This is a genomic window from Colwellia sp. F1, assembly GCF_056238625.1.
The window spans coordinates 136,067-153,643 of sequence record NZ_JBWDLI010000005.1 but is presented as its reverse complement, the minus strand read 5'-3'; the positions used below and the strand labels follow the sequence as shown (position 1 = coordinate 153,643).

The window sequence follows — 17,577 nt, the reverse complement described above, 5'->3', positions numbered from 1 at the left end:
AGTTAGTTTTTAATGGTTAAGTGTCTGACTTATCAGTATATTTAACATCAATTAAGACGGGTTAAATACATGAATCACAGTTGCGGGTACAGTAGAGGAATATTTTATTAATACAAAGTTGTATTTTTAAATCACCTCTTTCCTTAGCCAATAAAGGAAGTTTACGCGGAGAGTGAGAAAGAAGCAAGAATTAGATGTTTAGACGGCTAAAATAACATGAGACAAATTTAATTTTTAAGCTATGCTTAATATCAAGTTGACTACTTTTTGGAGAATATAATGCAAGGTAATAGTAAAGTGATTGCGAGTTTAAATGGTTTGCTACACAACGAATTAGCCTCTATCGACCAATATTTTATTCACTCTCGTATGTATCAGGACTGGGGGCTCGACAAGCTTTATGAGCAATTAGAGCATGAAATGCAAGAAGAGCTAACCCATGCTGATGCACTGATAAAACGTATTCTGTTTTTAGAAGGTACGCCTAATTTAGCCAGTCGCCGTGATTTATTGATCGGCAGTGATGTAGAATCTATGTTAAAAAATGACCTTATTCTAGAGATGGAAGTGGTTGCTGGGCTTAAAGAAAGTATTAAACTTTGTGAACTTGAAGGCGATTATCAAAGCCGAATTATGCTAGAAAAACTGTTAGAAGATACTGAGGAAGACCATGTTTATTGGCTTGAAACACAAATAGGTTTAATAGCCAGAATGGGCGTTAATAATTATATTCAATCGCATATGGGTTTTCATTTAGGTGGGTAAGCAAGTTCATAGTTGCTAAAGCAGTCTATAGACCAGCGCGTACACTGAAAATAAACACGCAAATAAGTAACAAGAGGATATTTGTATGAAGGGCGATAAAGGCATAATTGCTTTGCTAAACAAAGCACTTTCGGTTGAATTAGTTGCAATTAACCAATACTTTTTACATGCAAGAATGTATAAAAACTGGGGGTTAGCACAGCTCAATAGCGCAGACTATAAAACGTCAATTAAAAAAATGAAGCAAGCAGACGCATTAATTGAACGCATTTTATTTTTAGAGGGCTTACCTAATTTACAAGATTTAGGTCGTTTGCATATTGGTGAGCAAACAGTTGAAATGCTGCAAGCCAATATAGAGCTTGAATATAGCTCGCGTGCAGTGTTGCAAGATTTAATTGAATCTTGTGAGCTAAAACAAGACTATATTAGCCGGGATTGTGCTGAAGATTTATTGTCGAGTGTCGAAGCACAGATTGACTGGATTGAAGAGCAACAATACTTAATTGACAATGTAGGGTTAGAAAACTATCTACAATCAATGATGGCTTAAGCAACACTCGGTTCGGCTTCGGCAATTTGCATTAGCTTATTGTTAAGCACACCTTTACTACATTGGCAGCATTTTCCGCACTGTGTGCCAATGTGTAATTCACTACTTAATTGTTTCATCGTGTGCGCGCCGTTTTCTACTGCGGCTTCAATTTGTGTGTCGGTAACACCGTGACAAAGACAAACGTACATAATAAATATTTAACAAGGTTATAAATCAATAACGCTATAATAACCTAAACGAGAGTGATTATCAATAACATTTATAAAGTTCGTTAATAGCAATAATACCGAAGATGAACGAGTAACAGAGCAAAGAAGTCTGCTACAGAATCATTTTCGTCTATTTTTTAAAAATAACTCACGGTTAAAGCTGACTTAATTAACTAGGTTATTTTATTATTTATATTGCTGTACTAGCAAGCATCTATTAACTTCCTATCAATAGACACTTCCTCAAAGGGGATGTTGGCTTTCATGTTATTTTCTTCTTCTTGAAAATAACATCCCTGATAAGAGCAATGCGAATATACCCATTGAACCACCTGATTCCTCTTTCGCTGGCGCTGGCGGGGTAACGGGCGCTGGCTTGGCCTTAACCGTTACCGACGTGGTACTTCTATATTGCTTAAGGGTTTTTTCTTCAATGACTATTGTTAATGTTTGCGGTGACACTTTCGTCGTTGCTAACTCATAGATAAGTACGTTTTCACCCGCTGCTAGTGTGATGTCTTCATTAATCTCTAATGCGTCAATAATCACTGAGAATACAACTTCACCTACCAATGCTTCTGGTCGATTAATTACAGCAACAATAGTCTCGTTTTGCTCAACCGTTTTCGCTTCTAAAGCAACATCTAATGCTTTTTCTGCTAACGGCTCAAGCGTTACTTTAACGTTACCCGCTAAATTACCGTTATCACCGACTATGCTAAAGTTAACGTCTTTGTTCTCTGCTAAGTACATTACAGGTACATCAAAGCTTACATCCACTGAGTTTTCATCAGCTAACATTAACACCGTAACATTAATACCTAACGCTTCATTAAAGACAGTAAACTCAGTTTCACCAAATAAACGCTCTGGTCTGGTAATGGTAAAGCCAATATCACCACCCACCACTTGCGAACTAGCACTTTCTTCACGCTCTACTTCAACTTCAAACGGATCATCAACTGTGCCAATATCAGTATCAAGTACCGTTACTGTCATCCTTGTGTTTTCACCCATTAAGTCACCAAACGCTGAAAGACTTTTATTTTTTAATATGTAATTAACTACAACATCTTCACCGTCGGCATCAATCGCTCTTAGCTCAATTGTTTTAGTGCTTTCGCCATCATCCATCCAAATTGTTTGAAAACCATTAGCGCCACCACCAGCAGCTTCTAAGAAGAAGTATATTCTCCCTGAGCTACCACCAAGACGTTCAACGTCGATTGTAATGATTTCATTTTCAGCAACCGATTTTTCTAGTGCTTTAAAACTCACTAGCCCTAAATCTCTATCACCAACAAGGGTAACCGTCGCTACTTTTTGGGTAACAATGTCTGTATTACTATTTACTAATCTAAAAGTGACCTCTTTGGTTTCGCTTTCTTTAGCATCACCAATCACGGTATAGGTGTGTGACGCTGATTTTGAGCCACTAGGGATAGTCACTTCTACATCATCATACTCACCTTGCAAGTTTTCAATGGTAGTAATTACATTGCCTGATTGTCCTTCTGTACGCTCTAGCGTTAAGGTAAAGGTGTTTGAGCCTTTTACTTCTTGCGCTAGGCTATCATCAGAAAACTGAACATCACCTTCTAAATCTGTATCAACAAAGGTCATTAATAGGCTTGATATATTTCCTGGCCCTTGTAAATTAATACGCGATTGAATATCGTCAGTCGATGAATCTTTTGGTGCAGTTAATTTAACTGTAATGGTTTTGGTTGTGCCATTTAATTCATACTGCGTACCTTCACCTAAATACCACAAGGTTGCATTTACAGCGGTATTGTCAGAATAAACTAGCTCTAACGTTACCTCAAAATCTTCACCTTCTTTCACGCTTTTTGTGAGTGACTTAATAAACACGCTATTAACAACCGGATCTGGTGTCGGATCTGGTGTCGGATCTGGTGTTGGATCTGGTGTTGGATCTGGTGTCGGATCTGGTGTTGGATCTGGCGTTGGATCTGGCGTTGGATCTGGTGTCGGATCTGGTGTTGGATCTGGCGTTGGATCTGGCGTTGGATCTGGTGTACCCGTAGTATCTGGATCTGAAATAATCAGATAAACACCACCACTAACCTTACCTTCGCCCTCTTTACCAGTAGTAACATTAACCGACACAGCCCTTACACCGTCAATAACGCCATTATCAGGTATATTGATAGCTAATACGCCTGATGATACCCCATCGACAAATGTTACTTCACTAGCATAAGTAACGGCATCAGCGTCCCCCCTACCCGCCCATAACGTGGCGGTAACACTACCTACATTGCCATCTACGCGCTCTAATGGAACATTAATGCTTGTACCTTCTTTAACATGGTATTCGGTAGCAAAAAGCACCTCACTATTTAAAGCACTGTCTGGTATCTTAATATACCCCGTAGCATCATCTTCAATAACATTAACGGTTAATAAGTTAGTTGAGCCTATAACACTTGCTGTAGGGTGTTTTAACTCAACAGTAAAGCTTCTATTACCTTCTGCAATAGTATCTTGTGGGATAGTAATCGTTAATGGGCGCGTTTGACCGGGTGATAAAGTCACTTCACTAGCACTTAATAGGGATAACGAGGTTGAGTCAAAAGATATTACCGCATTACCTGTAGTACCTGTTCTTACTAAATTAACCGAGCCAGATTCACCTTCATTAATCGTAATAGATGATTGACTAAAAGACACATTGCCATCAACCACTTCTACATTGTCACTCACTGCAATAGTTACCGTAGCTGTGTCATTAGCACTAACACCTACACCATCACGAATACCTACTGTGAATGTTTCAGCCGCCTCAGGCGTACTGTCATTAACAATAGGAATAGTAAAATCAAAGGTAGTGACACCAAGCGGCACAGAAATACGTTGGGTTGCCCAAGTATAATCTGAAGCATTCGCAGAGCCATCTCTTGTGTATACTTCTACATAAGCGGTATCTGTAATAGGGTTTGTTAGGTTAATGGTAACACTAACACCACCATCATCTTCATTAGCGGCAATATTACTCGCCGCAATGCTTAACGTCGCTTCTCGTCTAAGGTTGTTGTGGTTTTCTAAAAAAGAGCCGCGTTCACGGGCTACTCTTGCATTATCTCTTTCACCATCAATACCACACGCTACGTCATTATAGATTTTGCTTGGATCTGAGTAAAAAGACAAAGATGAGTTGGATAAAGATAATAAGGTAGTCCCCCCACGACAATTTATCGCTTTAGCATAAGGAGTAACCCCACCTTCACCATCTTGATGCCCCATGCCATGACTATGGCCTAACTCATGCGCCGTAGCACCGCGACCCATACAAGTAGAGCGAACACTTATATAAGACATAGTAGCTATATCTCGATTGTTGCCTGGCCCATTGTGTGTTTCAGCACCACAAAAACCTATATCTGCACCGTAGTAAACTAACTGAATATCTACACCAGACAGAGACGCATCTTCAGTTGACATACTATGAGATTTTAATGTTCCAGCAGCACCCGTAGCCGTTACTTTGTCTATGGTGGATTCTGACATGTAGATTATGTTGTAGGAATAACTTGAACCCGCTTGTTGCAGGGCAGAATTGGCAAGGGCAACCTCAGAAGAGATTGCACTTCTTACTGAGTCTATGTTGTTACCATAATGCGCTTTAAAAGCCGCAGTATAGTAAATACCTAAGTCGATTGCTTGTGCTGATACTGAGGACAGTAAAGCACAAGAGAGTGCGAGTGGTTTTAGTAGTTTTGTTTTCATTGTAGGAGCCTTTACAGCTTAATTAAACCTAATAGAACCTAACTAGTTTAAAATTTCAAGCACTAATTAGTTAATAAGTATCTATATTCAATGAATAAAATTAACTAAATAAGACTTCCTGAGCCATTTGAATGTTTCTTCAAGGCGCTCATTATCACTGGGCAAAGCCGGTTTACCCCAGTAGAGCATGGTAATCTTGTCGCGACCTTAATTGCAAAAAAACTAAATACTGCCGTTAAGTGTTTTAGTAATAAAATTGTACTCACGTACCACAAGCCGATGATAATTCCCCCAGCTATGATAATAAGCGTGAAGGTTTGTCGTTAACTTATGCCGTTAACTTTTGCTGTTAATAAAAAAAAGCAGCCTCAGCTGCTTTTTTTAGGTTTACGTTGCTAGTTTACCAGTATGAACTTACCAAATTTTAACGCGTTTTTCTGGCGCTATGTACATGGCATCGCCTTTTTTTACATTAAATGCATCGTAGAACTCATTCATATTTGATAAAGAGCCTAACGCGCGGAACTCACCAGGTGAATGTGGGTCAGTTGCTACGCGGTTACGCATCGATTTTTCAACTATTTTAGAGCGCCAAATTTGAGCATAGCCCATAAAGAAGCGTTGATCGCCAGTTAACCCGTCAATGATTGGGGCTTCTTCACCGTTTAATGATGCTTTATAAGCTTTATAGGCAATAGTCACGCCTGATAAATCACCAATGTTTTCGCCTAAGGTTAATTCACCGTTAACGTGTAAGTCATCAAATACTTGGTAATTGGCATATTGCTCAACTAAAGCTTTAGTGCGGGCAGCAAATTCTTTAAGGTCTTGCTCTGTCCACCAATTGCGTAAGTTACCTTTGGCGTCATACTTACTGCCTTGGTCGTCAAACCCGTGGCCCATTTCATGGCCAATAACTGCGCCAATGCCGCCGTAATTTACTGCGTCGTCAGCCTGCATGTTAAAGAAGGGAGGTTGCAAAATAGCCGCAGGGAAAACAATTTCGTTAGCAGGGGGGTTGTAATAGGCGTTCACAGTTTGCGGTGTCATGTGCCATTCCCATTTTTGAATAGGGCCGCCAAGCTTCGCGATTTCTTTCTCAGCAGCTATTTGGCGAGAACGAATTATATTTCCAACTAAGTCATCGGGTTTGATAGATAATGCTGAATAGTCTTCCCATTGATCAGGGTAACCAATTTTAGGGGTAAAGGCGGCTAATTTCACTTGAGCGGCTTTTTTAGTATCTGCAGACATCCAAGTTAAGTCATCAATACTTGAGCTGTAGGCCTGACGTAAGTTTTCAACTAATTCGCTCATACGTGATTTAGCGTTAGGGCTAAAATGGCGAGCAACGTAAACTTTGCCAATCACTTCGCCTAAATTACTATTAACCACACTCACACCACGTTTCCACTGTGGGCGTTGCTCTTCTAAACCGCTAAGTTGTTTTGCGAAAAAATCAAAGTTTTCATTGTCTAATTCAGTGGTTAAATAACTGGAAAAAGCACTTAAGGTATTAAAGGTTAAATATTGCTTCCAAACATCAAGGGATGTTTGCTCAAACACGTTACCAAAACCTTCAATAAAGTCAGGTTGGTTAATAATAATGTCTTTTTGTGAAGCAACCCCTTCAGCAGTTAAATAGGCTTGCCAGTTAAATTTATCGGTGAGTGTATTTAAATTTTTGGTTGCGAATTTATTGTAGCGTTTTTCGCTGTCACGGCTTTGTACGCGCGTCCAGTGGTAGTCAGCTAAGCTTGTTTCTAGCGCCATTATATTCTGAGCAGCGCTTTTTCCGTTGCTAAAGCCGGCAAGCTTATACATGTTTTCAATGTGTGTTACGTAGTCGTCACGTAATTTTACAAAACGTTCGGTGTCATTAAAATAGTAATCTTTGTCAGGTAAATTTAAACCACTTTGCCAAATATGAATGGCATAGCTGCTTGAGTCTTTGGCGTCAATATTAACATAACCCGCCAGAGGGTTATTAACACCAATACTTGAATAGGTGCCAAAAAACTTGGCCAAGTCGTCTTTAGTTTGTAGCGCGTTAATCGCAGCTAATATTGGCTGAATAGGCGTTATACCATCGGCATTTCGTTTTTCACTGTTCATGTAAGAGCGAAATAAATCAGCTACTTTTTGCTCGTCTGAGCCTATTTTTAAGCCTTTGGTTGCAGCTAGTTCTTCAATAATGGCTTTTACATCGTCGTCGGCTTTATCGCGTAAGTCATAAAAAGAGCCAATCGCTGTTTTGTCACCGGGAATGGTGTGGGTTTTCATCCAACCGCCGTTAACATAACGGTAAAAGTTATCTTGTGGGCGCACACTTTTGTCTATATTGGCGAGTTCAATACCTGAAGCTAACGCTGTTTTTTGTGGTGCTTGAATGCTACTTTGTGCGGCAGCATTATTGTTGTCACTGGTACTACAACCGCTTAGCAGCAGTAAAGAAGAACATACAGCGCTTGTTATAATTGTTTTCATTGATTAGGTCTCATTTATGTTTAGTCGATTTATGCTGAGTAGATAAGGGGCGCTAATCTACTCTATACAGCTATATAATAGGTATTGATTCTCTACAAGTACTCATTATATAAAGGGATGAATTTATAGTATGAATAAACTTGTTGAAATTCTAGTTTGTAACACATTCATTTACATTTTCTCTTTACCCATGCTGAGTAATAAAAAGTGATAAGGTTTTTACCTTGTTGTCAGGGGAACTTTTTATTGTTTATTCTGGGTAAATAGCTCAATGGCACACTGGCACATTTCATCAATTTGGCTGGCGTCACCATAAATTCCATCAATAACAAGCTGCGCTATACCATGTAAAGTCGCCCAAGTAACTTGCGCTAAACGCAGTGTGTTTTGTGACTTTGGTAAAATTCCCTTTTGTTGCCATGCTTGTGTCATTTCAACTTGAAATTGAAAACTAGGGTAAGCAACGTTAATTAACTTTTGTGAAGACTCGGCTTTATCGTGAGTTGCTACGGCTTGATTTTGCGCTTGCTGTTTCCATAAGGTACTACCAAACATCAATTTATAAATAGCAGTATTTTGGCTAGCAAAGCGTACATAAAAGTGAACAAATGCGTGGTATTTCTCTGGTTCAGTTAATTTTTTATCATTAAAAATTTGCTCTGCTTGTGCTTGCCATGAGGTAAAGCCTTGTATAGCAATTGCACAAAGTAAATCATTTTTATCTTTAAAGTGATGATAGGCGGCCGTGCGAGACACGCCAATACGTTCAGCAAGCTTGCGTAATGATAAAGCGTCAATACCATTTTCGGTTATCATGGCGGTTGCGGTGGCAAGTAAGCTAGTGTGTAAATCACCATGGTGATAAGTAGAGTTTTTGCGCACCGCTTTAGATGTTAGGTGTTTGGTCATAATGGTTTTTATCTTTGCCTACTCTGTTATTACCGCTAATATGAATGCAGCCGTTAGTTAAGCGCGCTATGCGCTAAAGCGTTTTTCTATGCGGCATAACAACATTAGAGAAAATAATCCCCGCCACTAACGACATAAAAATAAGGAAGGTTTGTGAGCCTAAATCTACCACGTCTAACATGTGCTGCCCCGACACTAAACTATTTAGGCCAATATAAACTTTACTCCCTGGCACTAATACTACTAGCCCTAAAAGCCGTACAATTGATGAAGGTAAATTCATTATTCGAGAGAATAAATTACTGTAAATACCCAGCGCAAAAGCGCCAACAAAAGCGCCTAAGGCTATGCCTAAGTAACTACTAGCCCAAATGCTAAAACCAAAGGAAATATACCCTGAAATAATACCCCAAGGCGCATCTTTTAAACGCACTTTAAATAAAATAACCAAAGAGATAGACAAGGTAGTGACCGCAAGCCATGAGGTCCAAACTGGCATGGTTTCGGGCGGGATAAAGCTGACTTCGCCCCAAATAAGCTTACCTAATGCCATACCTAATACGGCACCAAAATACAGCTTGAACAACACCATAGCGCTGTCCATTATGCGTGCAGTACCCGACATTAAGTGTCGCGCTGCTAATTCAGACAAGCCGACGGTTAACGATAAACCCGGAATAAAAGCTATAATGCTCGAAAGAATAACCATCGGCATATTAATGCTTGGGTCAAATATTGAAATAAAAGAGGCTAGCAAGGCGGTCGTTAGCGCCGCCATTGGCTCTAACATTTCAGTTACACTACGTGATCGCTCCGCCCACATTACCAAGATAAATACCACAAAGCCTAAGAGTGTTGACCAAAAAACATCATGCCAGCTGGTATGCATTAGCATTGCAAAAGCGCCACTTGAAGCCCCAAACGCTAAAAATGTTAACAGTGTACCGTAGGGCGGTGGCTTTGCACTGACTTCCTTTAAGCGCTCTATTGCTTGGTCTAAGCTTCTTTGACCATTAATTAACTCATCGACTAATTCGTCGATACGGGCTAATGAACCCAAATCTATTTCGCCAGGCAGTACGCGTACTAAATGATTATACTGTTGTTCATCTTCGTCTTCATCGTCAGACATAATAAAGGTTAATGCGGTTGGGCTGATCAGAAACGACGCACGTACTTCTAAAAAATTCGCAATAGAAAGTAAGTTGTCTTCTAACCGATAGGCGGTTGAGCCTAACTTGTGCAGTGCTTTACCAAGTTGAATGATAAAGCGACGCTTTTGTTTAAAGTCATCAGTAGGTGTCATAACGTCACAAGTATGAAGGGTAAATAGAGCTTTTGCTTATGTTAATGTATTTTAGGTAATTGTAAAATTTTTCAGGAATAAAATATCAATTCGATTTTTATTGGAGGCAACCTGCTCTGGTGCAGTGGTCGACATTACTGCTAGGGTGTTAATTGCATTGTGCTAATAACCATTGTGATAAACACTGTATTGCCGGTGATGAATGATGCTGAATAAGGTAATACCCGGCGTTAGCATCAATTGGCTTAAAGGGGGACATTAAACGTTTTTGTTTAAAGTCTTCCGCAACTAGGGCATAACGGGCCATAGCAACACCGAGCCCGGCCTCAGCCGCCGCCATTGCCATATCAGTACGGTTAAAAAAGTGCCCTTGGTTATATTCAGCCTTGATCTTCATTTTTTTAAACCAGTACTGCCACTCAAATGATTTATCAGCCCCTTGCCAAGGCATGGCGTCGTGCAGTAACGTCACATTTTGCCAAAAGTTTTTACTCTTATCTGCTAAACTTTCTTGCCAATGAAAGCGTTGGTAATAACTGGGGCTCATAACTGGAATTAATTGTTCAGCAAGGAGTAATGTAGCGCGTGGATAGGTGTAAGGTGCTTGGCCATAATCAATGGCTAAGTCAAAACTGCTATTTTGGTGATCGACTAAAGCGCCCTCAGCAAAAGTTTGAATTGTAATGTTAGGGTAAAGGGTATAGAAATTTTGAAGTCGAGGTACTAACCATTTAAAAGCAAAAGAGGGGGTGAGTTTCAGGCGAATTTCGCCGCCCAAAATATCTTTTTGTTTTATAGTGTCAATGGCTTGTTGGATTTCTTCAAAACTACTATCAACCGCTTGTAACAGTAAACTACCAGCGTTAGTTAGCTTTATGCCTCGAGAGTGCCGTTCAAAGACTTTAAATGATAAACGGGCTTCGAGTAGATTGATTTGTTGACTAATTGCTCCAGTAGTAATGTGTAAGTATTTAGCTGCTTGGGTAAAGCTACCAAAATTTGCAGCGACCCTAAAAGTCGCTAAACCTGATAAAGTACTTCCGGTGATAGACATAACGAATTAGCCTTTAAAATATCTAAAAGCTAATATTAATATCTATCGATTGTTTAATACACTGTTTTATTTCACTATGCCGACATAAATTCAAAGTGGGCATGGGTATTTATGAAGGTATTAGTATTAGGAAGTGGTGTAATTGGCTTAACCTCAGCTTGGTATTTAGCTAAAGCCGGGCACGAAGTGACTGTTGTTGACCGTCAATCAACAAGTGCAGAAGAAACAAGTTTTGCCAATGCGGGGCAAATATCTTATGGTTATTCATCACCGTGGGCAGCACCTGACATACCGCTAAAAGCATTAAAGTGGTTGGCAAAAAAGCATTCACCACTTGTGGTAAAGCCAACTACCTCGGCTGATTTTTATTCGTGGACTATGAAGTTTTTACAGAACTGTAATTTAAAAAGTTATCAAACTAATAAAAATAGAATGTTACGCATCGCTAACTACAGCAGAGAGTGCCTAATTGATTTACGAGAAAGTACTGCTATAGCCTATGAAGGCAAGCAGCAAGGCACATTACAAGTGTTTAGAAACCAAGCCCAAGTTGATGCTGTTGAAAAAGATATGGCATTACTTAAAGACAGCGGCACACGTTTTAAGCTACTTAATACCGAAGAATGCATTGAAAAAGAACCCGGTTTAGCTCTAGTGCGTGATAAAGTTGTTGCGGGATTACATTTACCCGATGACGAAACGGGTGACTGCTTCTTGTTTTGCCAACAGCTAACACAAATGGCGATAAACGCCGGTGTGAAGTTTAACTTTAATGTGCAAATTAATCATTTACTTAGCGATAACGATAAAATTGTTGGTGTAGACACTTCCATTGGCACGCTTAAAGCAGACGCCTATGTTGTGGCGCTAGGCAGTTATTCGGTGAATATTGTTAAGCCGCATGGTATTAATTTGCCTGTGTATCCAGTTAAAGGTTATTCGCTTACTGTGCCTGTTACTAATGAAGCATATTCACCGGTTTCAACCGTGATGGATGAAACTTATAAAGTAGCCATAACTCGTTTCGACAAGCGTATAAGAGTTGCAGGTACTGCTGAATTAGCAGGTATTAACTTAGATCTTTTAGAAAAGCGCAAAGCGACTATTGCCATGGTAATTGAAGATTTATTCCCCCAAGGTGGAGATTTAGCGACAGCGGAATACTGGACCGGACTACGCCCTATGACACCCGACGGGACACCCGTGATAGGTAAAACGCATATTGGCAATTTATTTATTAATACTGGCCATGGTACACTTGGTTGGACGATGGCCTGCGGTTCAGGTAAATTGCTCGCTGATGCAGTGTCAAATAAACAAGCTGATATCGACACACAAGGCTTTGACTTATTTCGTTATCAGTAGGTGCTGTAGGCTAATAATAGGCTTTAGCTAACTCAAGCTTGCTCGGTAACAAGGTGCTCACTTAAGGATAAATATGACATTATTGATTATTCTCGCCTGTGTGTTTGGCGTAGTTGCCCTCATGGTGGTATTAGGGGAAAAGTTTGGTGAGCCGATGAGCACGGCGCAACAAGCCAAGTTCAGTAGAGTCAGTTGGATACTGGTGTTTTTGGTGTTAGTTGGCGCCGTTATTAGAGAAATGTTGTAACAATACAGTACTGATAAAGCAAAAAACTTTAGCAAGGCACGGTAGGAGAAACCTTTATTTTATGTAGCGAATGAGAGAACTGAAAAACTCTTACCCTGCATGAGCTAATTAAGCTTAGTGGTACTTCTTGCTTCACTGCTAAACATTAATCCGTGCGTATTAATATGTGACTTATAAGCGTCAGCGGTCATAGGTTTTGAAAAATAAAAGCCTTGAAATTCTTCTGTTCCCATAGCAGCCAAAGCGGCAACTTGCTCTTGTTTTTCTATGCCTTCAGAGACACACTTTATATTCAGTGAACGACACATCACATGAACGGCTTTTACTAAGTTACTGTGTCGTTGAGACGTTGTAACCATGTTGGTTAAGGACCGGTCTAACTTTAACTTGTTTATTGGGTAATCAGCTAATCTCGCGATATTTGAATAGCCGGTACCAAAATCATCAATAGAAATAATAAAGCCCCACGACTGAAGCCTTTGGATCATGTTAAGGGCTTCACTATTATTTTCTTCTAATGCCGTTTCTGTTATTTCTAATTCAATCTGATGTGGTTTAACATTAAAGTCTGCTAAATATCGCACTAAAGTTGGAATAAAATCTTTTTGGTTAAAATCAAAAGGCGATAGGTTAATTGCGATGGGTACCACATCGACACCATCTTGGCTCCACTGTTGTATTTGAGCACATACTTTTTGAATAATAAGATTGGTTAACGGACAAATTAGCCGATATTCTTCTGCGATAGGAATGAAGGTGTCAGGTGGCACAAAACCTAGTATGGGGCTATTCCACCTAGCTAGCGCTTCTAAGCCAATACATAACCCTTCTTTTGTTACCTTGGGTTGATAATGAACCTCAAGCGCTGCAGATTGAATAGCTTCGTCGAGCAACATTGAAATTTCATGCTTTTTCATAAAAAGTTGCGCGTTTTGCTGATTGTAGTAACTAAAGACATTGGTGTTACTTGCCTCTTTTAAGGCTTCTTGAGCGTTGGCAATAACTTTAGCACTGGAATTACCATCTTGAGGGAATTGCGCAATGCCAAATAAATATGACTGGCTAAATTGACTATTTAAAAGCGTGTATTCTCCATCGAGTACCTTTTTTATTCGAGACAGTAATTTAGTTAGCTCTTTAGTGCTTGGCGCATTAATTAATACAAGAAGCTTTCCTAAGCCTGCATCTGAGCACAACAGTACTTCTGTAATATTGTTTTTAATGCGTTTATAGGCTGCCTTGGTCAGTGCATGAAACTCAGGTTCGCTATACTTTAAGCTTAAATAGTCACTGTTAACACTTTGAATCGCAACAATATAAACCCCTTGGGGCTGTTTGGTTATTAAGTTTTCACATTGTCGTTCAAACCAGTCTTTATTCGGTAAACTGGTCTGCGAATCGGTATAACGTAAGCGCTTATATTTCTGCTCAACGGATATTAACGCTTGTTTTATTTTTTGCTCATTCGTACAGTCTGAAAATTCACAGATAGTGTAGGCTGAGTTCACTGCATTTTGTTTGGTAATTCGAAAACATGACTCTTTAACTTGTATTAATTGCGTTTTATTAGCGTCAATTGCGCTTAGTTTTGGCAATAAACTGGATAGGTATTTACTGGCTTTTTCTTGTTTGTTTCTTAAGTTAAATAGTAGGCTAGCTTGTTCATTAAAATCTACAATTTCGCCTTTGTCACTCACAATAACTTTCGGTTTATGGTGATGGGAGAAAAAGGTGCGGTAGAGTTCATTTTTAGCTGCTAAATGAGTATTAGCGTCTTGCATTGATTGATTTAAGCGTTTAGCGGCAATGCTAGTGCGTGCAACGGCAAGTGGTATACCAATATTATAAAAAGCAAATAAAATCCCCATAATGTACCAGTGAGTGTTGGGTAGTTGCTCAGGCGGGTTAAATAATAGCGATAAGTCAACATTGTAAAGTATCATTAAAAAAGGCGCTATATTTAAGGCAGCATAAAAAATTGCAGGGCGATAACCTAATAATATAAACGCTATCGTCGGACAAGCGAACATATACAAGGTACCCATTTTAGCCAGCTCAAGATCGGTTATAAATAAATTTATTGTTAAACTGGCAGCTATAGTACAGATTAAAAATAGGTGTGAACAAAGCACATAGTATTTATGGCTAGCAATTAACAAGAGAACGATTATTGAGAAAAATGAAGCTGAGAGTATGATGACGTGCATTAAGCTTAGCTGGAGCGCAGGACCCAAGGTATGCAATACCACCGCAAAACAAACGACCATGACGGTTGATAAAATAATTCTAAGCGCGCTTATTCTCCAGTTAGGTGTTTTACTGTTTGAATTATTGTGATCAGTTAATAAAAAAAAATTAAGAATAGCGAGTTTGTATCGTAAAAACACTTAACCTTACCTGCGTCCATGTATAAAACTTAATTATTATAGTACCTTAAGAAAAATTATATTAACACTTAAATTAATGCGGTGTATTTCAGGGGTGTGTTTTACCTTTTTGAGCGCCTGTAACGGGTTTTATATAAGGGGGGGGCTTGTCGTCGATTACGTTATTCTTAATAAAATAACAATAAAAAACCCTCTAACCATTATGATCAGAGGGTTTATTTTACTCGCAAGTTAAAAATCCTTAACGGTAGTTTTGTTAATAAATTGCTAGTTGTCGGTACATTGCTTTAATAGCTTTGTCAGAAAGCTAGCATTTTAACCATTAACCATTAACCATTAACCATTAACCATTAACCATTGCTTACTTCTTCAAAATCAGCATCTATTATGTCGTCATCTTTAGCGCTGTCATTAGCGGCACGCTCTTGATATTGCTCTCCTTGTTGCTGTTGCGCTTGCTCTGCCTGCATCATGTTACTGTAAGCGTCTTGTAATGCTTTTTGTCGCATTTCAATGGCCGCTTTATCATTACCATTGACTGACATTTTCAGTTGCTCAATTAATGACTTAAGCTCGGTTTGTTGCGCTGTTGCTAATGAAGTCATGGAAGTTTCAACCGTGTGAATTAATTGATCCGCTTGGTTACGCTGTTCAACTAGCTCACGCTTTTGTTTATCTTGCGTTGCGTGTTGCTCAGCATCGCTAACCATGCGATTAATTTCATCTTCCGTTAACCCACTTGCCGCGGTAATGGTAATACTTTGCTCTTTGCCTGTCGCTTTGTCCTTGGCAGACACATGTAAAATACCGTCTGCATCAATATCAAAGGTTACTTCTACTTGTACAGTACCACGTGGACCAAGTGTAATATCGCTTAGGTTAAATTGTCCTAACGACTTGTTGTCAGCTGCCATTTCTCGTTGGCCTTGTAATACATGCACAGTGACCGCCGTTTGGTTGTCTTCAGCGGTAGAGAAGGTTTCAGATGCACGTGTTGGTATGGTGGTATTTTTATCAATAAGCTTAGTCATTACGCCGCCTAAAGTTTCAATACCCAAAGTTAGTGGTGTTACATCCAGTAATAATACGTCACCAACTGCACCTGAGAGCACACCCCCTTGAATTGCAGCGCCCATGGCAACCGCTTCATCTGGGTTTACATCTTTACGTGGCTCTTTACCAAAGAAAGCTTGCACGGCTGCTTGTACTTTTGGCATACGTGTTTGACCACCAACCAAAATAACCTCGTCAATATCGCCTTTACTTAGGCCAGCATCTTTTAATGCTTGCTCACACGGTGCGATAGTTTCTTTGACCAAATCATCAACGAGTGATTCTAATTTAGCCCGTGTTACTTGCACGTTTAAATGTTTAGGGCCACTTGCATCAGCGGTAACATACGGTAAATTCACATCGGTTTGCAATGCCGACGACAACTCTATTTTCGCTTTTTCAGCTGCTTCTTTAATGCGTTGTAATGCTAAAGAATCATTGTTTATATCAATACCGCTGTCTTTTTTAAACTCTTCTGCCAGGTAATTAATTAAACGTGAGTCAAAATCTTCACCGCCTAAAAAGGTGTTACCATTGGTTGCAAGCACTTCAAATTGTTTTTCGCCGTCTATAGTTGAAAGCTCAATAATAGACACATCAAAGGTACCGCCACCTAAATCGTAAACAACAATGTTCTGGTCTGTTTTACTTTTCTTGTCAATACCGTAAGCCAGTGCTGCTGCTGTTGGTTCATTAATGATACGTTTAACATTAAGCCCAGCAATTTTTCCTGCGTCTTTGGTTGCTTGGCGCTGTGAGTCGTTAAAATACGCTGGTACGGTAATTACCGCTTCAGTGACTTTTTCACCTAAATAGGCTTCGGCATCTTTTTTCAATTTACGTAACAATTGAGCTGACACTTCTTGGGGTGACATCGACTTACCATTCACTTCAACCCAAGCATCGCCGTTATCTGCTTTTACTATTTTGTAAGGGGCGATCTTAATGTCTTTTTGCACTTCTTTGTCGGCAAACTTACGGCCAATTAAGCGTTTAATTGCAAATAAAGTATTGTCAGCGTTGGTCACCGATTGTCTTTTGGCGGGTTGCCCTGCAAGTGTTTCATTGTTTGCATACGCGACAATTGACGGTGTAGTACGGCTACCTTCTGCGTTGTCAATAATCTTAGCTACACCACCTTCCATAATTGATACACATGAGTTTGTTGTACCTAAATCTATACCTATAATCTTAGTCATAATAACCACCTATATTTAAAAAGGGTTTAATCCAAAAGGTCTTATGCTTTATGGTATCTCCAGTGAGCAGTGAGACCACTTAAACAACCTTGGCTGTTTGTTAGTGGTGCTATAGTACGCTAAGGCGAGTGATGCTACTGTCATAAAAGTGACACTTAGGATGATATTGTTGTTAGCAATTAAAAAAGCGATAATTTATTTTGGGATCAATGATTTATTTTCGTGATTTTTATCAAAAAAATAATGTTATTACGTTATATCGCGGTCTCAGTGATAAGTATTTGATATTT

General features: G+C 39.4%; 12 protein-coding genes. 4 read left to right on the top strand and 8 right to left on the bottom strand.

Annotation, left to right across the window (positions count from 1 at the left end; genetic code table 11):
- Positions 1-279 precede the first annotated feature (279 nt).
- Positions 280-765 carry a bacterioferritin gene (gene bfr, locus AC0UA9_RS06420; RefSeq protein WP_475658537.1) on the top strand — a complete coding sequence of 162 codons (486 nt, stop codon included), beginning with the start codon at positions 280-282 and terminating at the stop codon, positions 763-765.
- A gap of 85 nt (positions 766-850) precedes the next feature.
- Entirely contained in the window at positions 851-1,318 is a 468-nt protein-coding gene (gene bfr, locus AC0UA9_RS06415) for a bacterioferritin (RefSeq protein ID WP_475658534.1), read from the top strand.
- Here the strand turns inward: bfr (AC0UA9_RS06415) and AC0UA9_RS06410 are convergent.
- From AC0UA9_RS06410 to AC0UA9_RS06385, 6 genes are all read right to left on the bottom strand, one after another.
- The gene (locus tag AC0UA9_RS06410) at positions 1,315-1,509 is read right to left on the bottom strand and encodes a (2Fe-2S)-binding protein (protein ID WP_475658530.1); all 195 of its coding nucleotides are present in this window, start codon (positions 1,507-1,509) and stop codon (positions 1,315-1,317) included. The genes bfr (AC0UA9_RS06415) and AC0UA9_RS06410 overlap by 4 nt on opposite strands.
- Positions 1,510-1,797: 288 nt before the next feature.
- Positions 1,798-5,280: a Calx-beta domain-containing protein gene (locus AC0UA9_RS06405; protein ID WP_475658526.1), complete on the bottom strand. Its 3,483-nt coding sequence runs from the start codon at positions 5,278-5,280 to the stop codon at positions 1,798-1,800.
- 414 nt (positions 5,281-5,694) lie between these two features.
- Positions 5,695-7,767: a M13 family metallopeptidase gene (locus tag AC0UA9_RS06400; protein ID WP_475658522.1), complete on the bottom strand. Its 2,073-nt coding sequence runs from the start codon at positions 7,765-7,767 to the stop codon at positions 5,695-5,697.
- 243 nt (positions 7,768-8,010) lie between these two features.
- Positions 8,011-8,676 (bottom strand): TetR/AcrR family transcriptional regulator, encoded by a 666-nt coding sequence (locus AC0UA9_RS06395; RefSeq protein WP_475658519.1) that lies wholly within the window; start codon positions 8,674-8,676, stop codon positions 8,011-8,013.
- 73 nt (positions 8,677-8,749) lie between these two features.
- Positions 8,750-9,982, bottom strand: coding sequence for a threonine/serine exporter family protein (locus tag AC0UA9_RS06390; RefSeq protein WP_475658515.1), 1,233 nt, complete (start codon positions 9,980-9,982; stop codon positions 8,750-8,752).
- Positions 9,983-10,130: 148 nt separating this feature from the next.
- Positions 10,131-11,036: a LysR substrate-binding domain-containing protein gene (locus AC0UA9_RS06385; protein WP_475658511.1), complete on the bottom strand. Its 906-nt coding sequence runs from the start codon at positions 11,034-11,036 to the stop codon at positions 10,131-10,133.
- A 111-nt stretch (positions 11,037-11,147) separates the two neighbouring features.
- Between AC0UA9_RS06385 and AC0UA9_RS06380 the strand changes: the two genes are divergently transcribed.
- A complete protein-coding gene (locus tag AC0UA9_RS06380) occupies positions 11,148-12,401 on the top strand; it encodes a D-amino acid dehydrogenase (protein WP_475658508.1) in 1,254 nt (417 codons plus the stop codon).
- Between the two features lie 73 nt (positions 12,402-12,474).
- On the top strand, positions 12,475-12,648 hold the full coding sequence (locus AC0UA9_RS06375) for a hypothetical protein (RefSeq protein WP_475658505.1): 174 nt from the start codon (positions 12,475-12,477) through the stop codon (positions 12,646-12,648).
- A gap of 104 nt (positions 12,649-12,752) precedes the next feature.
- Here the strand turns inward: AC0UA9_RS06375 and AC0UA9_RS06370 are convergent, their stop codons facing one another.
- On the bottom strand, positions 12,753-15,035 hold the full coding sequence (locus tag AC0UA9_RS06370; RefSeq protein ID WP_475658501.1) for a putative bifunctional diguanylate cyclase/phosphodiesterase: 2,283 nt from the start codon (positions 15,033-15,035) through the stop codon (positions 12,753-12,755).
- A gap of 350 nt (positions 15,036-15,385) precedes the next feature.
- The gene (gene dnaK / locus AC0UA9_RS06365) at positions 15,386-17,287 is read right to left on the bottom strand and encodes a molecular chaperone DnaK (protein ID WP_475658498.1); all 1,902 of its coding nucleotides are present in this window, start codon (positions 17,285-17,287) and stop codon (positions 15,386-15,388) included.
- Positions 17,288-17,577 lie beyond the last annotated feature (290 nt).

Bases quoted from the DNA above. Each gene is read 5' to 3' on its own strand.
- AC0UA9_RS06410 (WP_475658530.1), bottom strand. From the start codon at position 1,509: ATGTACGTTTGTCTTTGTCACGGTGTTACCGACACACAAATTGAAGCC.
- AC0UA9_RS06375 (WP_475658505.1), top strand. From the start codon at position 12,475: ATGACATTATTGATTATTCTCGCCTGTGTGTTTGGCGTAGTTGCCCTC.
- AC0UA9_RS06405 (WP_475658526.1), bottom strand. From the start codon at position 5,280: ATGAAAACAAAACTACTAAAACCACTCGCACTCTCTTGTGCTTTACTG.
- AC0UA9_RS06380 (WP_475658508.1), top strand. From the start codon at position 11,148: ATGAAGGTATTAGTATTAGGAAGTGGTGTAATTGGCTTAACCTCAGCT.
- dnaK (WP_475658498.1), bottom strand. From the start codon at position 17,287: ATGACTAAGATTATAGGTATAGATTTAGGTACAACAAACTCATGTGTA.
- AC0UA9_RS06400 (WP_475658522.1), bottom strand. From the start codon at position 7,767: ATGAAAACAATTATAACAAGCGCTGTATGTTCTTCTTTACTGCTGCTA.
- AC0UA9_RS06390 (WP_475658515.1), bottom strand. From the start codon at position 9,982: ATGACACCTACTGATGACTTTAAACAAAAGCGTCGCTTTATCATTCAA.
- bfr (WP_475658537.1), top strand. From the start codon at position 280: ATGCAAGGTAATAGTAAAGTGATTGCGAGTTTAAATGGTTTGCTACAC.
- AC0UA9_RS06385 (WP_475658511.1), bottom strand. From the start codon at position 11,036: ATGTCTATCACCGGAAGTACTTTATCAGGTTTAGCGACTTTTAGGGTC.
- AC0UA9_RS06395 (WP_475658519.1), bottom strand. From the start codon at position 8,676: ATGACCAAACACCTAACATCTAAAGCGGTGCGCAAAAACTCTACTTAT.
- bfr (WP_475658534.1), top strand. From the start codon at position 851: ATGAAGGGCGATAAAGGCATAATTGCTTTGCTAAACAAAGCACTTTCG.